The following is a 15,473-nucleotide window of genomic DNA, read 5'->3' as shown; positions in this document are numbered from 1 at the left end:
GGCCGGTGGCGAGCGGGCCGCCGAGCCCACCCCCGTCCCCGGTGCCGGCGCCGGCACCGGCACCGGCGGCCGGCCCCGCGGGGTCCGGCTACGGCTATCCGCCCACCGGTCAACCGACCGTCGGCTCCGGCTACATGGCCGTGCTGCGCTACCGCGCGCCGGACGGCTCCGAGCAGCAGCTGATCCGCCGCTCGGCGCCCGGCATGCCGCACCCGGAGTGGCAGATCCTGGGCGAGCTGCACGCCATGGGCGTGCCACCGCAGCAGGTGGTCGAGCTGCACACGGAGTTGCAGTCCTGCGAGCTGCCGGGCGGCTACTGCGCCCGGATGATCCGCGAGACATGGCCGCAGGTGCGGATCACCCACACCGCCGCCTACGGCCGGGACCTCGCCTCCCGTCAGGCGGGCGTGCGGCATCTGGTGGAGCATCAGGACGAGCTCCAGCAGTTCGCCGACGGACCGCCCCGCTCGCAGCCGGTGCGGGCCGCGCTGCCGCAGCAGCAGCCGGCGCCGGCCGTCGGACTCGACGTCATCGGGCAGGAGTTGGCGCACGCCTACGGCCCGCAGGGCGTCTTCAGGTACCAGCAGCAGCTGGTGGCCCGGCAGGGCGTGCCGGAGATCGTGGCGCAGTCGCTGGTGTGGTCCGGGCTGCCCGTCGAGATCAGGCCGATCTTCTGGGCCCAGGCGCAGCCGGGACGGCCGATCCCGACGCTGGCCGAACTGGCTGCGGAGCGCGGCGCGTTGCCGGCGCCCGACGCCGGCTCGTACCTGGTGCTCGGCAGCGACTTCGGTCGACAGCTGTGCGTGCAGTACGGCACCGCGCACGTCGTGGCCGTGCCGCTTGAGGGCTCGCCCGACGGCCGGCCGTCGCCCGCGCAGTTCGTGAACGCCTCGCTGCCCCAGTTCGCGCGCTGCATGGCGCTGTTGGGGCGGATGTGGCGGCTGCGGTACGGGCTCAACCCGGAGCAGGCGGGTCGTTGGACCACTGATTTCCAGGCCGAGTTGGCGTCGCTGGACCCACAGGCGGTGGCCGACCCGGAGAGCTGGTGGTCGGTACTGCTCGAACAGATGTGGGACGGATTGTTGTAGAGCACCTGTCGGCGGGTAAATTGCGCGCCGGCAGGGCTCGTTGGTCGAGTTTGCCGCCCGCCCCATCGGCCGGCGCCTTTCGCGCGAGACGAGCGAAAAGAATCCGTACACCGTCCCCCGGTGGGAGCATTTACGCATGACCGGCTTCCCGAAGGCTCGCGGCCGCGGGTATCGGCCCGAGCAAGTTGACCAGGTGCTGGCCAAGTTGGGTCGCGAGCGCGATCACGCATGGCAGCAACTCGCGGAACTGAGCGTCCGCGTGGAGGGGTTGACTCGGGAGGCGGCCCGACTCACGGCATCCGTCGCCGCGTTGCCGCCGACCTCGTACGAGGGGCTCGGCAAGCGGGCGATCAAGTTGCTCGGCGAGGTGCAGGCCGAGGCGGTCGAGTTGCGCGAGACCGCGGAGACGCGGGGGCGGGAGCTGGTCGACGCGGCCGACGCCGCCGCCCGCGAGCTGTTGGCCGCCGCACAGGCGGACGCCGGCCGGCGGCGTGCCGAGTCGGAGGCGGCGGCCGACGGGGTCATATCCCGGGCCTCGGCGTACGCCACCCGGCTGATGGCGGACGCCAGGCAGCAGGCCCTGGCCATGCGTGACGAGGCGTCGGCGGCGCTGGCCGAGGTGACCCGGCAGTGCCGGGCCATGGTGGCCGAGCAGCGGGTCAGGCAGACGGGCGCGGCCCGGGCGCTCGAAGCGCAACTGGCGTCGTACCAGGCGGACGTGGACGCCCGGGTCCACGCGTTGACCACCCGCGGCGAGGCGCTGCTCGCCGAGGCCAGGCGCGAGTTGGCGGACGCGGAGGCCGAGGCCAGGGCCACCGAGAAGGCGGCGGACAGCCGCAGGACCGAGTTGCTGGCCGAGGCGCGGGTGCGGCAGCAGCGGGTGGAGCACGAGACGGAGTGGATCGCCGAGGAGTTGGAGGAGCGGTCCGACCAGGTGCGGGCGCACCTCGACCACATACGGGACTCGCTGCGCGCCCTGACCGGGCGCCGCCCGGCCCCCCGGCAGCCGGAGCCCGAGCCCGACGACTACGAGGACGAGGACGAGCACGGCCACCAGGGCCACCAGGGCCACCAGGACGACCGCCGGGACGAGCGGGGCGGGCGCCGGGGCACGACCGAGCGCTACTGACCAGGACCGGAACCGGAAACGGTCGGGGTTGATCGTCGGCGACCGGGACCGATCGCCCGCCGTATCGGATCGGCACCGGACCCGGTCGGTGCGTGGCCGGTATCCTGCGAGAATCCCCGGTCTCCGCAGGGACGCGATCGCGAGCGGCGGAAGACGCCGGGAGACACCGCACCCCAGGACCGAAGGACGCGATCCCGTGAGCTCCAGCGCCATCCGCCCGGCCGCCATCATCGTTCTCGCCGCGGGTGAGGGGACCCGTATGAAGTCCGCCACACCCAAGGTGTTGCACGAGATCTGCGGGCGACCCCTGCTCGGCCACGTGGTGGCCGCCTGCCGGGAGCTCGACCCGCGTGAGCTGGTGGTGGTCGTCGGGCACGGCCGGGAGGCCGTCGGCGCGCACCTGGCGGAGGCCGACCCGGGCGCCCGCACCGCCGTGCAGCACGAGCGGCGCGGCACGGCGCACGCGGTGCGCACCGCCCTGGAGTCGCTGCTTGCCGACGGCGTCGAGCCGGCCGGCACGGTCCTGGTGACCTGCGGCGACATCCCCCTCCAGACCGCCGCCACGCTGCGCGCGCTGGCCGACACGCACGCCGCCGAGGGCAACGCGGTGACGGTGCTCACGGCCGCGGTGCCGGACGCCACCGGCTACGGCCGGGTGGTGCGGGGCGCGGACGGCGCGGTGACGGCGATCGTCGAGCACCGGGACGCCACCGCCGAACAGCTGGCGATCAGCGAGATCAACTCGGGCGTGCTGGCCTTCGACGGCGCGCTGCTCGCGGAGGCGCTCGGCCAGGTGCGGGCCGACAACAGCCAGGGCGAGGAGTACCTGCCCGACGTGCTCACCATCCTGCGGGACGCCGGCCACCGGGTGGGCGCGGCCCGGGCCGCCGACCACCGGGAGCTGGTCGGCATCAACGACCGGGTGCAGCTGGCGGCGGCCAGGCGGCTGCTCAACGACCGGCTGCTGGAGCGGGCCATGCTGGCCGGCGTGACGGTGGTGGACCCGGCGACGACGTGGCTGGACGTCACCGTGACCTACGAGCCGGACGCGCTGGTGCACCCGAACACCCAGCTGCTGGGCGCCAGCCACGTGGCGGCCGGCTCCGAGGTGGGCCCCGGCTGCCGGCTGCGGGACACCGTGGTCGGCGAGGGCGCGGTGGTGCGGGAGACGGTCGCGGACGGCGCGCACGTCGGCCAGGGCACCAGCGTCGGCCCCTACGCCTATCTGCGGCCCGGCACGGTGCTCGGCCGCAACGCGAAGGCCGGCACCTTTGTCGAGATCAAGAACTCCACAATCGGCGAGGGCACCAAGGTTCCGCATCTGTCCTATGTCGGCGACGCCACGATCGGTGACCACACGAACATCGGGGCGGCCACGGTCTTCGTGAACTACGACGGTCAGGAGAAGCACCACTCGTCGGTCGGCTCCTACTGCCGCACGGGCGCGGACAATATGTTCGTGGCGCCCGTCACTATCGGCGACGGCTCTTACACGGCGGCGGGTTCCGTGATCACCCGGGACGTTCCCGCGGGATCACTCGCGGTAGCTCGGGGACAACAGCGCAACGTGGAGGGGTGGGTGGCCCGCAAGCGTCCCGAGTCGGCCGCCGCGCAGGCCGCCGACGCCGCCCTAGCTGCGACGGAGCGGAAGCCGGCCGATGGCTGACAGGTAACGTAGTGGGTACCCACTCAGGTGGGTGAACGACCGCCCACGCGGCTACCAAGGAGACGTACTGTGACCGGGATCAAGACCACCGGCGAGAAGAAACTGATGCTCTTCTCCGGCCGCGCCCACCCCGAGCTCGCCAGGGAGGTGGCCTCGGAATTGGGCGTTGGGATTGTTCCGACGACGGCCCGGGACTTCGCGAATGGCGAGATCTACGTTCGCTTCGAGGAATCGGTGCGGGGTGCCGACTGTTTTCTGATTCAGAGTCACACGGCGCCGATCAATAAATGGATCATGGAACAGCTGATCATGATCGATGCGTTGAAGCGCGCCTCGGCCCGCAGCATCTCCGTCATCATTCCGTTCTACGGCTATGCGCGACAGGACAAGAAGCACCGGGGCCGGGAGCCGATCTCGGCCCGGCTGATGGCCGACATGCTGAAGACGGCCGGGGCGGACCGGATCATCACGATGGACCTGCACGCGGACCAGGTGCAGGGCTACTTCGACGGCCCGGTCGACCACCTCTTCGCGCTCCCGGTGCTCTCCAACTACATCGCCACCCGGACCGACCGTGAGCAGCTGACGGTCGTCTCGCCCGACGCCGGCCGGGTACGGGTGGCCGACCGCTGGGCCGACCGGCTGGGGGCCCCGCTGGCGATCGTGCACAAGCGGCGCGACCCGGACGTGGCCAACCAGGTCACGGTCCACGAGGTCGTGGGCGACGTGAACGAGCGGGTCTGCGTGCTGGTCGACGACATGATCGACACCGGCGGCACGATCTGCGCGGCGGCCGACGCGCTGTTCGCCAACGGCGCGCGGGACGTGGTCGTGGCGGCCACGCACGGCGTGCTGTCGGGCCCGGCGGCCGACCGCCTGAAGAACTCCCGGGTCAGCGAGTTCATCTTCACCAACTCCCTGCCGACGCCCACCGAGGTCTCCCTCGACAAGATCACGGTCCTCTCGATGGCCCCCACGATCGCCCGCGCCGTGCGGGAGGTCTTCGAGGACGGCTCGGTGACGAGCCTCTTCGAGGGCAACGCGTAGTCGCCTCGCGGCTCGCCCGGTGTCCCCCACCGGCGTCGGGGCGCGGGGTCCTGCCCCGCGCCCCGACGCCGGGCTTGCCTGGACCTCCAGCCAGACCGCGTGATCCGTCGCCAGCACACCGTCCTCGACGGCGGCGCCGCCCAGGTGGACGGCGGAGTGGTCGGGCAGTGGGTACGGGGCGGCGGAGAGGTTGACGACGCAGACGAAGCCGGGGTCGCGGCGGAAGGCGAGGACGCCGGGTGGCGTGTCCAGCCAGGTCATGGTGCCGTCGCCGAGGGCGGGGTGGGCGCGGCGCAGGCGCAGGGCGGTGCGGTACAGCTCCAGCATGGAGGCCGGGTCGCCGGTCTGCGCCTCGACGGTGAGCCCGTTCCAGCCGGCCGGCTGGGGCAGCCAGGGGGCGGCGGTGGCGTCGTCGGGGCTGAAGCCGAACGGCGGGTGCCGCCCGGACCAGGGCATGGGCACCCGGCAGCCGTCGCGGCCGGTGTCGGTGTGTCCCGAGCGCTCCCAGATGGGGTCCTGAAGGACGTCCTCCGGCAGGTCCTCGACCTCGGGGAGGCCGAGTTCCTCGCCCTGGTAGACGTAGGCGCCGCCGGGGAGAGCGAGGGTGAGGAGCGCGGCGGCGCGGGCGCGGCGGCTGCCCAGGGCCGGGTCGAGGGGGCCGCCCGGTTGGTAGCGCTCGCCGGCGACCCAGCGCCTGGCGGCCTTCCGGCCGTAGCGGCTGGGGTGGCGCACGACGTCGTGGTTGGAGAGGACCCAGGTGGCGGGCGCGGAAGATGTCGTGCACCTCGCCGCGGTCCCAGTGCGGGTGGTCGAGATGCCGCCGCGGCTCGCCGGCCGCCGCGTCCCGCCGGGGCGGCAGGTCGGGCTGCTCGGGGGCGAACAGGCGCAGGTACCGGTCGCCGCCGGGCAGCCGGGTCCAGGCCGGGCCGCCGAACTCGGAGACCCAGTTGTTGGGCGGCAGGGTGCCGTCGGGGCCGCGGCCGGGCCGGAAGACGTACCGCTCCCGCTCCGGGCTGCCGGGGCCGGCGGCCAGTGCGGCCCGGAACCAGGCGTGCCGGTCGGAGGTGTGGTTCGGGACGATGTCGGGGATGACGCGGATCCCCTGCCGGTGGGCCTCCTCGATGAGCCGCTCGGCATCGGCCACGGTGCCGAACAGCTCGTCGAGCGCGCGGTAGTCGGCCACGTCGTAACCGTGGTCGGCCATCGGCGACTTGTACCAGGGGTTGATCCAGATGGCGTCCACGCCGAGCGACGCGAGGTACGGCAGACGGGAGCGGATGCCGGCGATGTCCCCGTCGCCGTCGCCGTCGCCGTCGGCGAAACTGCGGATGTAGACCTGGTAGATGACGGCGCCGCGCCACCAGGGTGAGGTACCGGGAAGGGACATGCGCCTGAGTTCTCCTTGGCGGCGGGGGGCGGCTACGCCGCGGTACGCCTGCCGGACGGCTGCGGCCGGAGGCCGGCCAGGGTGTTGGCGCCGGCCCCGGCCTGTGGCGTCAGGCCGTAGAAGACGCGCGGTGCGCCGTCGAGCGTGAGAGTCACCCGGCCCTGGGCCGGTGACAGCTGCCGGTCGCGGCCGATGGCGTCCAGCTGGCGCACGGTGGCGCCGGCGGTGACCGAGAGCAGGGTCTTGGTCGGCCAGGGGTCGACCCAGACCTCGGGGGCGGGGAAGTGCCAGTCGGTGCGCTCGCCCGAGGTGTTCAGCAGGTAGCCGTCGGCCCGGTTCCACAGGACGACCGCGGGTCCTTCGGGGGTGTCGAACCACAGGCCGAAGGTCCGCGGGTCGGGGAAGGTCAGCCGGCCCCGGAAGGTGGCCCGGTCGAGCACGCGGGCCGCGTTGGCGTACGCCAGGAGCGACGGCTTCGGGCTGAGGTCGCGGTTCATCAGCCCGTAGTGGTACTCGACGTTGTCCGGGTCGGCGATCTGCGGCATGCCCAGCACGCTGTCGTGGAACTGGTACCAGCAGACGCAGGTGATGCCTTCGGCCTTCGCCAGCGCGAGGGTCAGCAGGACGTTCTCGGCGGCGTGCCGGTAGGTGTCGTGCCACCAGCTGTTCGGCCTGGTCGGCGCGTAGGCCTCGGTCAGCCAGATCTCCTTCTCGCCGTGGACCGCCATCAGCGCCTTCAGCTGCTTCAGCCCGCCGTAGAAGTTCCAGTAGGTGCCCTCGGCTCCGGTGCCCCAGTCGTCGCCCGGCGGTATGTAGTCCGGGGTGAAGTTGCCGCGGCCGGGGTGGTAGGCGAAGGCGTCGATCAGGTCCCAGCCGCCGGCGGCGATGAAGTTCTCCACCCAGGGCTTATCCATCCCGGCGAGTCCGTTGTTCATCAGCTTGACGGTGGCGCCGGTCGCGGCCCGCCGGTCGAAGACCGGGCGCAGCGCCAGGTCCAGGTAGGCCCGGGCGGCGGTTCCGGTGTTGAACGGCCGGTTCAGTTCGTTGCCGACCTCGAAGTACTCGGCGCCGGCCCCCTGTGCCACGGCCAGGTTGTCGGCCGCCCAGGCCGCGGCCTGGGTGTCGGTCACGTCGAGGGACGGTTGCAGTTCGATGTTGTGGCGCATGCCGCGCGCGTCGAAGGCCGAGGGCGGCAGGCCGGGGCCGCCGTCGTAGGCGATGCGGACGAGCGAGACGCCGGCCCGCTGCCAGAGGTCGAGCAGGGCGTCGGCGCTCGGCCGTTGCAGCCACGGGTAGTTGGCGATCCCGAACATGCTGTCCGCACCGGCCTGGTAGGTGAACGGCGGCAGCGTCGCCAGGTTGGTCCTGGCGAACGCCTCGTCGTCCGCGGACCGCACGACGACCTCGGCGAACACGATGCCGGCGGCCGGCGCGGGCACGGTGAAGGTGTGCTGCCAGGTGCCCGCCGCGGGAACGCTGCCGGTCACGGTGGCGGCGGCCACCCGCACGCCGTCGAAGTCGCGAACCGACAGTTCCAGGTCGGCCGTTCGCGCGGCGCCGCCGTTGGCGACCAGGGCGGTGAGCCGCATCGGCTCGCCGGGGGCCTGGTAGAGGTTGAAGTCCCGGTCGGTGGTCAGTTCGAGGCCGAGTTCGAGGCCGCGGCCGATGGTGGTGGTGGCCGACGGCCTGGTCTCGGAGAAGAAGAAGTCGGCCCGGCTGGTCCACCCGCCGGCCGGGTCGGCCACTCCCGGCGCGTGGATCCAGGTCGCGTTCGTCCACGCCTGGCGTGAGCGGTCCAGCAGGAAAAGGCCGTGCAGGCCGCCCCAGGTCGAGGTGTGCGCGACGCCGGCGGTCTCCTCGTAGGGGATGCCGCCGCGGGCGTCGCGGACCCATTCGGTGATCGCGACGTAGTCGTCGGGCGCGGTCGGCGCCTGGATCGCCCGGCTGAACAGGAAGCCGTCCGGGACCAGGGTGTCCGCGCCGGTGATCCGCCACTCCAGCCGGGCGTGCCCGGTGGTGACGCCGAACCAGCCGGTGACGGTGGTCGGCCCGGCGGCCGCGTCGAAGGTGTAGTCCATCCGGATCGCCGGTGTCCCGTCCGGCAGGGTGGCCAGTGCGGGGGTGCCACCGGTCGACAGGTGGATGCCGGTGAGCCGGTCCTTGATCTGGAACCTCGACCCCGCGCTGCGGGTGACGCCGGCCGCGTCGCGGATGGCGAGCCGGCCGCCGATGCTCGCCAGCAGGCTGATCCCGCCGGCGGTCAGGGTGACGTCGCCGTCCGCGGCGTGGGCCGTCACGGGGGTGGGATCGGCGATCAGTACGACGCCGGCCGCGAGGGCCGCGCCGAGAAGACCTCGACGGCTGAGGTGGGCGCCTTCGGTGTGAGGGGTTGTCATCGTCTGCTCCCGTCCGACCGCGAGCGCATCGTCGCGCACGTCTGGCCGCGCTGTCGTGATAATGCCTATCTTCAACCTCGCGACACGGACGGTCTCAACCAGGCAGGCCGTCGGTCAAGGGGTATTGCACTTTTGTTTCCGCCGGTTTAACGTCTCCAGCGTCCGCTGAAGTTACGCATTATCACCGGAGGATCGATGCCACCGAAGCCGCGCCGCGTCACCCAGCGCGAGATCGCCGAGATCGCGGGGGTCAGTCAGACCACCGTCTCGGTGGTGCTGAACGACCGTGACGGCACCAACGTGCGCATCCCGGAAGAGACCCGGGCGCGGGTCAGGCGGGCGCTCGAGGAGGCGACCTACGTCGCCGATCCGGCGGCCCGCCGGCTGGCCGGTCTGGACAACCAGATCATCGGCGTCTTCACCTACGAGGAGGCCCTGTCGCCGGAGAGCCTCGACTTCTACGGTCCGCTGCTGAACGGGATAGAGCGAGCGGCCGAGGAAATCGGCTGGGACCTGCTGCTGTTCACGTCCTCGCCGGTCGAGAACGGCACCCGCAGCCTCTTCCACCGCAAGACCCGGCTGCGGCTCACCGACGGCTGCGTCCTGCTCGGTCAGCAGATGGTCGGCTCCGAGCTGGAACGGCTGGTCGCCGAGCAGTTCCCGTTCGTCGCGGTCGGCCGCAGGGACGAGACGGCCGCCGCCGTACCGTTCGTCGGCGTCGACTACGTCACCCCGGCGAACGCCCTGATCGACCTGGCGGCGGACAGCGGACACCGCCAGGCCCTCTACGTGCACCGCGGCCGGGACACCGCCACCGCGCGGGACCGGCGCGGCGCGGTCGAGGCCGCTTCGGCGGCCGGCCGCATGGCGTTCATGCTGGTGGGCGAGGAGCGGGTCGCCGAACTGCCCCGGCTGGCCCGGGCCACGGAGGCCACGCTGATCATCGCCGAGGACGCCTTCCTCACCGAGGACGTCGTCCTCTCGCTCGTCGGCGCCGGGGTGGACGTGCCGGGCGAGCTCTCGGTCGCCGCGTTCGGCGAGGTCCGCGGTCATCGCACCGACGGACGGGCGCTGACGGGCTTCCGCGTGCCCCGCAGACAGGTCGCGGCCGAAGCACTCGAACTGCTCAGGCAGCTGATCACCACCGACCCGCAGGAGTGGGCCGGTCTGGACACCCGGCGGCTGCTGGTGGCCGAGGTCGAAGCGGGCGACACCATCGCCGCCCGGTCGGCGGGGCGGTCATGAACAGGATCGCCACGGACGTGGCGGTCATCGGCGGCGGACTCGGCTCCGTGGCGGCCGCCCTCGCGCTGCTGCAGCGCGGACACCGCGTGGTGATGACCGAGGAGTACCCGTGGCTGGGCGGCCAGCTGACGTCGCAGGCCGTGCCGCCCGACGAGCACATCTGGGTGGAGCAGTTCGGCGTGACCGCCCGCTACCGCACGCTGCGGGAGAACATCCGCCGCTACTACCGGGACCACTACCCGCTGTCGGCGGCGGCCCGCGCGGACCGTGAACTCAACCCGGGGCGCGGCCGGGTGAGCAAGCTGTGCCACGAGCCGCGGGTGGCGCTCGCGGTGATCGAGGCGCTCCTCGCGCCGTACCGGTCGAGCGGCCGGCTGACCGTCCTGCAGCCCGCGGTCCCGATCGGGACCGAGACCGTGGACGGGGTGGTCCGCACGGTCACGGTCGCGGATCCGGGGACCGGGGCGCAGCGCGTGATCACGGCGGAGTTCGTGCTGGACGGCACCGAGACCGGCGACCTGCTGCCGCTGACCGGCACCGAGTACGTCGTCGGCGCCGAGGCGCGGTCCGACACCGGTGAGCCGAGCGCTCCCGACGTCGCCGACCCGACCAACGTGCAGTCGATCGCCTGGTGCTTCGTCTTCGACCACGCCGCCGGGGACCACACGATCCCCCGGCCCCCCGACTACGACGAGTGGCGCTCGTTCGAGCTGCCCTACTGGGGCGCGCCGATGCTGTCGTTCACCGCGCCCAACCCGCGCACCCTGGTGCCGGAGCAGCGCACCATGATCGTGAACCCGGAGGCGGACGTCTCCGGCGATCCGCGGTTCGACGCCGGGGACCAGGACCTGTGGCAGTTCCGGCGGATCGCCGCCCGGGGGATCTTCGCCGACGGCCTGTACGACAGCGACATCGTGCTGGCCAACTGGCCCCAGCTGGACTACGTCGGCGGCTCGATCATCGACACCGGGGAACGACCGCGGCACCTGGCCGCGGCGAAGGCGCAGTCCCGGGCCTACGTCCACTGGTTGCAGACCGAGGCGCCCCGGCCCGACGGCGGCCGGGGGTGGCCGGGACTGCGGCTGCGCGGGGACCTGGTGGGAACCGGCGACGGATTCGCGCAGGCTCCGTACATCCGGGAGTCCCGCCGGATCAGGGCGCTGACCACCGTCCGGGAGCAGGACATCTCGATCGCCTCCCGCGGGGCCGGCGGGCCGGCCCGGTTCGACGCGTCGGTCGGCGTGGGCATGTACCGGATCGACCTGCACCCCTCGACCGGCGGCGACAACTACATCGACGTCGAGTCCGCGCCGTTCGAGATCCCGCTGGGCGCCCTGGTCCCGGTCCGGACCCAGAACCTGATCCCCGCCGCCAAGAACATCGGCACCACCCACATCACCAACGGCGCCTACCGGCTCCACCCGGTCGAATGGAACATCGGCGAGTCCGCGGGGGAACTCGCCGCGTTCTGCCTCGACCGCGGGCTGAGCCCCCGGCAGGTCGCCACCGAACCCGCACTCGTCGATCAGCTCCAACGTCGCCTGGCCGAGGCCGGCGTCGAGCTCCACTGGCCCGAGATCGTCGGCTACTGAGCCGGTCCGGGCACCCGCACGCGATAAGGAACCTCCCATGATCAGAACCAGAAAGGTGCCGGGCGCCGTCGCCCTGACGACGGTCCTCGCACTCAGCGCCGCCTGCTCCGGATCGACGGCGGACACCTCGGACGAGGCGGTGGACCTGCGGATGACGGTCTGGACCGCGGACACCGCCCAGCTGGAGCTGTTCGACACCATCGCCGACGCCTACCTCGCCGACCATCCCGAGGTCGCGGAGATCACCTTCGAGAGCCTCCCGTTCGCCGACTACAACACGACGCTCACCACCCAGATAGCCGGCGGCAACGCCCCGGACCTCGCCTGGATGGGCGACCTGTCGCGGGATCTCATCGCCTCCGACGCGCTCGTCGGGCTGACCGACACGTTCGAGGAGACCCCCGGCTGGGAGTACGACGACCTGCTCGGCAGCGCGACGGCGGAGTACAGCCGGGACGGCACGCTCTACGCCTACCCGTTCTCCAACTCGCCGTACGCCCTCTACGTCAACACCGACCTGTTGGCGGCGGCCGGACAGGAGATCGATCCGGCCACCCTGACCTGGGACCAGGTCGCGGCCGCCGGATCGGCCGTCCACGCCGAGACCGGCAAGGCCGGCTTCGTCGTCCGCGACTTCGACTACACGGCGTGGAACACGCTGGCCACCGTGTGGACCGGCTGGGGCGCGTCGGCGTGGAGCGAGGACGGCCGGACCTGCACCTTCGACAGCCCCGAGATGCGGGAGGCGTTCACCTTCCTGCACGACGCGGTGTTCACGAGCGAGGCGATGCCGGGCCCCGGCACCACCGCCGACTTCTTCGCCGGCGACGCCGCCTTCACCGTCGCGCAGGTCTCCCGCGCCTCGCTGCTGACCGGCGGGTTCGACTTCGCGCTCCACCCGCTGCCCGCGGGCCCCGCGGGCGACTACTCCGTCCTCGGCCAGGCCGGGATGGGCGTGCTGTCCTCCAGCGAGCACCCGGAGCAGGCGGCGGACTTCCTCGCGTACCTGACCAATCCGGAGAACGCCGCCCAGCTGGCCCGGTACTTCCCGCCGCCCCGGACGTCGCTGCTGACCGGCGAACAGCTCGCCGCGAACAACGAGGTGCTCGACGCCTCCCAGCTCCAGGCCGCCGTGGTCGACCAGCTGCCGAACGCCGTCACGCTGCCCAACCACACCAGCCCGGCGGAGATCGCCCAGCGGGGCAAGACGGCGCTCGACGCGATGTGGCGCCCCGACGCCGACATCCCGGCCGTCCTGCGCTCGGTCTGCACCGCGATCGATCCGATTCTGGCCCGGTGACCAGGACCAGGGCCGCCGAGCGGACCACCCAGCAGGCCACCGGGCAGGTCACCGGCCTGGCGACCGCGCAGGCCGCCACCGGAACCGGGCGCGCGTCCGGACCGGTCTTCTGGACGACCCGCCGGCGGGACGTGCTGACCGGCTACCTGTTCGTCCTGCCGCAGCTCGTCGGGGTGGCGCTGTTCGTCCTGCTGCCGGTCGGCATGGCGATCTGGTACAGCCTGAACGAGCGGAACGTCTTCACCGGCGAACAGACCTTCGTCGGCGGCGACAACTACGCGGCCCTGGCCAACGACCCGCAACTGCCCGAGGTGCTGCTGGCGACCGTGCTCTTCTGCGGCGGGGTGGTGGTCGCCAACGTCACGCTCGGGCTGCTGATCGCCGTCCTGCTCAACCGGAGGTTCCGCGGTGTCACGGTGTTCCGGACGCTGTTCTTCTCCCCGGTGGTGGTCTCCGTGGTCGCCTGGACCCTGGTCTGGGGCTTCCTGCTCCAGGACAACGGCGGCATCAACGGCCTGCTGGACACCGTCGGGATCGACGGGCCGAACTGGTTGCAGCAGGGCGACACCGCGATGCTGTCGGTGATCTTCACCCAGGTGGTGCGCGGCGTCGGGGTCAACATGGTGCTGTTCCTGGCGGCCCTGCAGAGCGTGCCCCGGGAGCTGTACGAGGCCGCCCGCATCGACGGTGCCAACAGCCGCACGGTCTTCGCCCGGATCACGTTGCCGATGATCTCTCCGACGGTGCTGCTGGCCGTCATCGTCACGGTGGCCGGGGCGTTGCAGTCCTTCGCCCAGATCGCCGTCCTGACGGGTGGCGGGCCCGAACTGTCCACCACGGTCCTCGTGTACTACGTGTTCCAGCAGGCCTTCGAGTTCAACGACATCGGCTACGGCTCCACGCTGGCCCTGATGCTGCTGTCCTTCGTCATGCTGCTCACCTTGCTGCAATGGCAGCTGCGCCGTAAGTGGGTGTTCTATGAGGACTGACAGACTCCGGTCGGTACTGCTGGTGGCCGCGCTGGGCGTGCTGGCGATCCCGTTCGTGGTGCCGACCGTCTGGATGGTCGCCGCGTCGGTGAAACCACTGGCGGAGATCTTCCGGGCCCCGCCGTCGCTGTGGACCGACTCGCCGACGCTGTCCGCGTACCGGGAGGCGTTCAGCTTCCAGCCCTTCGCCCAGCAGTACGTCAACAGCGTCTACATCGCGGTCCTGGTCACCCTGATCACCCTGCTGGTGTCCAGTCTGGCCGGGTACGCCTTCGCCCGGATCCGGTTTCCCGGCGCGAACGCGCTGTTCCTGGTGGTGCTGACCGGGATGCTGGTGCCGAGCGAGGTGACGATCGTGCCGCTGTTCCAGCTGTTCACGTCGGCCGGCCTCATCAACACGCACTGGCCGCTGATCCTGGTGACCGCGCTGGCCGGACCGGGTGTGCTGGCCACGTTCATCATGCGGCAGTTCTTCATCGCCCTCCCCGTCGAACTGGAGGAGGCCGGCCGCCTCGACGGCCTCGGCCGTCCCGCGATCTGGTGGCGGATCTGCCTGCCGCTGGCCAGGCCGGCCCTGTCGGCGGTGGCGATCCTGACGTTCCTCGCCTCCTGGAACCTCTACCTGGAACCCACGGTGTACCTCACCTCACCGGAGCTCTTCACCCTGCCGCAGGCGCTGACCCGCTTCACCGACTCCTACGGCGGCCCGATGTGGAACACCCAACTCGCCGCCGCCACCATGACCGTCCTGCCGATGCTGGTCGTCTTCGTCGTGGCCCAGCGCCACTTCGTCGAAGGACTGTCCCACTCCGGCCTCAAGTGAACGCCGGGCCGCCGGCCGCCCCGGGGACGGCCCCGGGCGCGCCACCCACGCACAACGCACCGGCCGACCTCGCTCTGGGGTTCCTGACGGGCGCCGTGATCGGGGCGTCGCTGACCGCCTTCATCGGTGGCTGTGTCGTCGGGAGGGTGCCGCTGATCATCACGGGGCTGGTCCTGCCCGCGGTCCACGGGCTGCTCTTCCTCCTCGCCACGCTGCCGCGCCGTGCCAGGGAGGCGGCCGTCGTGCCGCGCACGGCGCTCGCGGTGATCGAGAGCCTGGAGGCTGGTGGTCCCCGCCGCGGTCGGCTGGGGTTGGCCGTGGGCGCTGATCGGCTTCGGCGGACCGTGGGCGGTCCCCGCCGCCGTTCATCTGCCCGAGGCGGTACGCGCCAGGAACCGCCGCGTCGAGCGGCTGGCCGCGATGGACACCGTGCGGGGGCGGGTCGTCGCGGTCCTGAAGGACGTCAGCGTCGACCAGGACGACGGCTACACCTCGACGACCATCACCCCGGTCGTGGCGTTCACCACCCGCGAGGGCACGGCCGTCACGGCCTACTGCGTGTCGCGCCTCCCGGACCCCGCCGACGCGTACGGCCGTGACGTCACCGTCCACCACGCCTCGGCCGACCCGGCCGAGTTCACGCTGGACCGCGCGGCCGAACGCCGCTCGGCGGAGCGGGAGGTGACGTTCCACGCCCTGGTGCTCGTCGGGCTCGTGGCGACGGCCGTGGCGGGAGTGGCGCTGCTCTGAGCCCGGCGGGGAACCCCCGGCCCCGGGGGCGCCCGCGTCGGCCGGCCGCGCCGGGCACACC

The 15,473-nt window shown here is 72.3% G+C and carries 11 protein-coding genes and 2 pseudogenes; 11 read left to right on the top strand and 2 right to left on the bottom strand.

The annotated features are described in order from the left end of the window. The 4 genes from E1283_RS15865 to E1283_RS15850 form a co-directional block, all read left to right on the top strand. On the top strand, window positions 1-1,088 hold a 1,088-nt coding region (locus E1283_RS15865), incomplete at its 5' end, for an SUKH-4 family immunity protein (RefSeq protein WP_207930420.1). 136 nt (window positions 1,089-1,224) lie between these two features. Continuing rightward, window positions 1,225-2,217: a cellulose-binding protein gene (locus E1283_RS15860; RefSeq protein ID WP_132818683.1), complete on the top strand. Its 993-nt coding sequence runs from the start codon at window positions 1,225-1,227 to the stop codon at window positions 2,215-2,217. 196 nt (window positions 2,218-2,413) lie between these two features. After that, the gene (gene glmU, locus E1283_RS15855; protein WP_132818682.1) at window positions 2,414-3,883 is read left to right on the top strand and encodes a bifunctional UDP-N-acetylglucosamine diphosphorylase/glucosamine-1-phosphate N-acetyltransferase GlmU; all 1,470 of its coding nucleotides are present in this window, start codon (window positions 2,414-2,416) and stop codon (window positions 3,881-3,883) included. Between the two features lie 69 nt (window positions 3,884-3,952). Next, window positions 3,953-4,930: a ribose-phosphate diphosphokinase gene (locus E1283_RS15850; RefSeq protein WP_132818681.1), complete on the top strand. Its 978-nt coding sequence runs from the start codon at window positions 3,953-3,955 to the stop codon at window positions 4,928-4,930. Window positions 4,931-5,011: 81 nt separating this feature from the next. Here the strand turns inward: E1283_RS15850 and E1283_RS15845 are convergent. Both E1283_RS15845 and E1283_RS15840 read right to left on the bottom strand, forming a co-directional pair. Further along, window positions 5,012-6,317, bottom strand: a pseudogene (locus E1283_RS15845) (alpha-amylase family glycosyl hydrolase); the annotation flags it as partial. A 32-nt stretch (window positions 6,318-6,349) separates the two neighbouring features. Continuing rightward, on the bottom strand, window positions 6,350-8,713 hold the full coding sequence (locus tag E1283_RS15840) for a hypothetical protein (RefSeq protein ID WP_132818680.1): 2,364 nt from the start codon (window positions 8,711-8,713) through the stop codon (window positions 6,350-6,352). Window positions 8,714-8,908: 195 nt separating this feature from the next. Here E1283_RS15840 and E1283_RS15835 point away from each other — a divergent pair, with 195 nt between their 5' ends. From E1283_RS15835 to E1283_RS15805, 7 genes and pseudogenes are all read left to right on the top strand, one after another. Next, window positions 8,909-9,958, top strand: coding sequence for a LacI family DNA-binding transcriptional regulator (locus E1283_RS15835; RefSeq protein ID WP_132818679.1), 1,050 nt, complete (start codon window positions 8,909-8,911; stop codon window positions 9,956-9,958). Beyond that, window positions 9,955-11,550: an FAD-dependent oxidoreductase gene (locus tag E1283_RS15830; protein ID WP_207930419.1), complete on the top strand. Its 1,596-nt coding sequence runs from the start codon at window positions 9,955-9,957 to the stop codon at window positions 11,548-11,550. Before E1283_RS15835 ends, E1283_RS15830 begins: the two co-directional genes overlap by 4 nt. A 37-nt stretch (window positions 11,551-11,587) precedes the next feature. Further along, window positions 11,588-12,850 carry an ABC transporter substrate-binding protein gene (locus tag E1283_RS15825; RefSeq protein ID WP_132818678.1) on the top strand — a complete coding sequence of 421 codons (1,263 nt, stop codon included), beginning with the start codon at window positions 11,588-11,590 and terminating at the stop codon, window positions 12,848-12,850. Window positions 12,851-12,906: 56 nt separating this feature from the next. Beyond that, on the top strand, window positions 12,907-13,839 hold the full coding sequence (locus E1283_RS15820) for a carbohydrate ABC transporter permease (protein ID WP_132818684.1): 933 nt from the start codon (window positions 12,907-12,909) through the stop codon (window positions 13,837-13,839). Continuing rightward, a complete protein-coding gene (locus E1283_RS15815; RefSeq protein WP_132818677.1) occupies window positions 13,829-14,662 on the top strand; it encodes a carbohydrate ABC transporter permease in 834 nt (277 codons plus the stop codon). Before E1283_RS15820 ends, E1283_RS15815 begins: the two co-directional genes overlap by 11 nt. Next, window positions 14,659-14,952 (top strand): annotated as a pseudogene (locus tag E1283_RS38795) (hypothetical protein); the annotation flags it as partial. The gene E1283_RS15815 and the pseudogene E1283_RS38795, both read left to right, overlap by 4 nt. Continuing rightward, window positions 14,948-15,412: a DUF3592 domain-containing protein gene (locus E1283_RS15805; protein ID WP_341829929.1), complete on the top strand. Its 465-nt coding sequence runs from the start codon at window positions 14,948-14,950 to the stop codon at window positions 15,410-15,412. The pseudogene E1283_RS38795 and the gene E1283_RS15805, both read left to right, overlap by 5 nt. The last annotated feature ends 61 nt before the right edge of the window (window positions 15,413-15,473 follow it).

Origin of the sequence: Streptomyces hainanensis, from assembly GCF_004348415.1 — a bacterium.
Lineage (GTDB): Bacteria > Actinomycetota > Actinomycetes > Streptomycetales > Streptomycetaceae > Streptomyces > Streptomyces hainanensis.
The sequence above is the reverse complement of the archived record's forward strand: the minus strand, read 5'-3'. Positions and strand labels throughout refer to the sequence as shown.

Excerpts from the sequence above, each read along its gene's own strand:
- E1283_RS15815 (WP_132818677.1), top strand. The coding sequence starts at position 13,829 with ATGAGGACTGACAGACTCCGGTCGGTACTGCTGGTGGCCGCGCTGGGC.
- E1283_RS15840 (WP_132818680.1), bottom strand. The coding sequence starts at position 8,713 with ATGACAACCCCTCACACCGAAGGCGCCCACCTCAGCCGTCGAGGTCTT.
- E1283_RS15830 (WP_207930419.1), top strand. The coding sequence starts at position 9,955 with ATGAACAGGATCGCCACGGACGTGGCGGTCATCGGCGGCGGACTCGGC.
- E1283_RS15835 (WP_132818679.1), top strand. The coding sequence starts at position 8,909 with ATGCCACCGAAGCCGCGCCGCGTCACCCAGCGCGAGATCGCCGAGATC.
- E1283_RS15860 (WP_132818683.1), top strand. The coding sequence starts at position 1,225 with ATGACCGGCTTCCCGAAGGCTCGCGGCCGCGGGTATCGGCCCGAGCAA.
- E1283_RS15825 (WP_132818678.1), top strand. The coding sequence starts at position 11,588 with ATGATCAGAACCAGAAAGGTGCCGGGCGCCGTCGCCCTGACGACGGTC.